Origin of the sequence: Kribbella albertanoniae, from assembly GCF_004348455.1 — a bacterium.
GTDB classification, from domain to species: Bacteria; Actinomycetota; Actinomycetes; order Propionibacteriales; family Kribbellaceae; genus Kribbella; species Kribbella albertanoniae.
Map to the genome: position 1 here is coordinate 1 of NZ_SMKA01000466.1, position 2,975 is coordinate 2,975.

Here is a 2,975-nt window from a genome sequence, read left to right on the forward strand (position 1 = left end):
CGGCCCCATTATCGGATCCGAACCACCCGCCCACGGCCCCGTTGCCGGAGCCGGACTGCCTGCCCACGGTCCCGTCGTCGGATCCGAACCACCTGCCCGCGGCCGCGTTATCGGATCCGAACCACCTGCCCGCGGCACCATTGTCGGATCCGGACCGCCACCGCCGACCGGCGCCGACCCGCCGCCTTTCTAGTGCGCACCCCGACCGGCAGCCGATACCAGCCGCGCAGTCAGAGACCGACGACCCGGCCAACTGTCCCCGGATCAGCCGGCTGACGCGTCGCCGGAGATCGACTCAGAGGTCGACGATGTCGAGGAGCTGACCCAGTTCCTTGGGATCGAGTTCGCGGAGTTCGCCGGTGTGCAGGTTGCCGCGGCGGACCGGGCCGATGGCGGTACGGGTCAGACGCTTGACCGGATGACCGATCGCGTCGAACATGCGGCGGACGATGCGGTTGCGGCCCTCGTGCAGGCTGATCTGGATCAGGGTGCGGCCGCGGATGCTGGACATCTCCTTGACCGCGTCTGCCTGGGCGGGACCGTCGTCGAGGTGGACGCCGTCGAGCAGCCGACGGAGGGTGCCGGGCTTCACGTTGCCTTCGACCTCGGCGACGTACGTCTTGGAGACCTCGTACGACGGGTGCGCGAGGCGGTGCGCGAACTCCCCGTGGTTCGTGAGCAGCAGCAAGCCCTCGGTGTCGGTGTCGAGGCGACCGATGTGGAACAGGCGCTCAGTACGGTCCTGCACGTAGTCCGCGACACACGGGCGACCCTCAGGGTCGGACATCGTGGTGACGACGCCACGCGGCTTGTTCAGCACGAGGTAGGCGTGCGCACTGGTCGGCGGGATCCGCTCACCGTCCACCCGGATGACCGAGACCGCCGGGTCCACCCGCGTCCCGAACTCCGTCACGACCGCGCCATCGACCTCGACGCGCCCTTGCTCGATCAGAATCTCGGCATTCCGCCGGCTCGCGACACCAGCCTGCGCCAGCGCCTTCTGCAGCCGAATACCCTCGTCGTCACTCACCCCGCTCACGCAACTCTCTGTCTGTTTCAGTGCTGTCTGTTTCAGTGCTGTCTGTTTCAGTGCTGTCTGTTTCAGTGCTGTCTGTTTCAGTGCTTGCTGTTTCAGTACCGGGTACATCGTCCGCGGAGCCGATCTCCTCGGCAGTCTGGTCGTACGGATACCACCGGCTAGGCGCATCCCCTGGGGCGGCCACCTCGGAGTCGTCGCCCTGTAGCTCGCCGGACTCAACCTGCTCTGTCGCGGGAGCGGCGTCCTCGGCCTCAACGTGCTCGGTCACAGAGGCGGCGTACTCGGACTCGCCGAGCTCGTCTGCGTCGTCCACCGAGACGTCGGCCCCGGCCTCGTCGGCCTGCACCGGCTCATACTCGGAGTGCTCGTCCTCAGACGCCTCGGATGCAAAGTCGTCGGACTCACCCTGCTCGCTCACGGGAGCGGCGTACTCGGACTCGCCGTGCGCAGCGCTGTCATCCTCGGTACCGCCGCCCCAGGTGTCCGTGACCTCGGTGGCGTCGTCCTCGGTGTCTGTGCGCTCGGACTCATCGGTCTCGAGTAGGGACTCACCGGTGCCGGGCTCGTGGGTCTCGGGCTCGTGGGTCTCGGGCTCGTGGGTCTCGGGCTCGTGGGTCTCGAGGTCGCCGGTTTCGGGGGCGCTGGCCTCGGGGGTGGTATCGACGTCGTCGTCGAGATCTTCGGGGTCCGGGGTGGTGACCGGTGGTTCGGGGGCCAGGTCGTTTTCGAGAGGGCCGCTGTCCTCCTCCGGCTCGGCGGGCGTCGTACTGTCGGCCGCTGCCTCCTCCGGCACCGGGGGGAGGGACTGGGCGGCTAGTTCGTCCTCGATGTCGTCCATGTCGGGCAGGTACGGCGCGAGTTCGGGCAGGTCGTCGAGTGACTGCATGCCCATCCGCTCGAGGAAGAACGAGGTCGTTCGGTAGAGCGTCGCCTGGGACTCGGTGTCCGCGCCGGCCTCTTCGACCAGGCCGCGGGCGATCAGGGTACGCATCACGCCGTCCACGTTCACGCCACGGATGGCGGAGACGCGCGCCCGGCTGACCGGCTGCTTGTAGGCGACGACGGACAGCGTCTCGAGTGCCGCCTGGGTGAGCCGCGCCTGCTGCCCGTCGAGCACGAACCGCTCCACGAACGCCGCCGCCTCCGGGCGCGTGTAGTACCGCCACCCACCACCGATCTCGCGCAGGTCGAACCCACGCCCCTGCTCGGTGTACTCCCCCGACAACTCCGCCAGCGCCGCAGTCACATCCCCCGTCGGCCGCCCCACGGCCCGAGCCAGCGTCAGCACCGGCAACGGTTCGTCCGTCACCATCAGGATCGCCTCGATAGCCCGCCGCATGGTGTCGTCATCGATCACCACCTCGTCCCCAACAGGCACCTCGGTCTGCCCCGGCGGCAGATAATCCTCAGCCCCCGGTACGACGTCGGCGTCAGCACCATCACCCCGTACGGCGTCGCCCGCCGGTACGTCGGCTTCGCCCGAGGCGGTCTCGCCCTGCTCCGAGTCAACGGGCGCGGTGGCCTCGGAGGCGGAGTCGTCCGCCGGGAAGGCGTCTGCCGAGGCGTCCGCGGTGGTGTCCTGCGCGGCGCGCTCGCCCGAAGTACCTTCCGTCCCGCCGTCGGCTTCCGCGTCCAGCGACTCCGCGTCCACGGCCGAGGTCCTGTCCGCCGGTACGTCGGCTTCGTCCGAGGCGGTCTCGCCCTGCTCCGAGTCAACGGCCGTGGGCTCGGAGTCGGAGTCGTCCGCCGAGGAGTCCGTGGCGAAGGTGTCCTGGGGGTCGCGCTCGTCCGAGGTGGCGTCCGTGCCGGCGTCGGTGTCCGTGTCCAGCGACTCCGTGTCTGCGCCGGTGTCTACTGCGGAGGGGGTGTCCGACTGGGCCGGGTCGGTTGTGGGGTGTTCGGTCACTGGGGCACCGTCTCGTGGGGTGGTTCGGGC

General features: G+C 69.4%; 2 protein-coding genes. Both read right to left on the reverse strand.

What is annotated here, in order from left to right:
* Positions 1 to 295 precede the first annotated feature (295 nt).
* A complete protein-coding gene (locus E1261_RS44110) occupies positions 296 to 1,030 on the reverse strand; it encodes a pseudouridine synthase (protein ID WP_132416243.1) in 735 nt (244 codons plus the stop codon).
* Positions 1,023 to 2,975, reverse strand: a 1,953-nt coding sequence (gene scpB, locus E1261_RS47065; RefSeq protein ID WP_338033999.1) for an SMC-Scp complex subunit ScpB, incomplete at its 5' end; no start/stop codon positions are given. The genes E1261_RS44110 and scpB, both read right to left, overlap by 8 nt.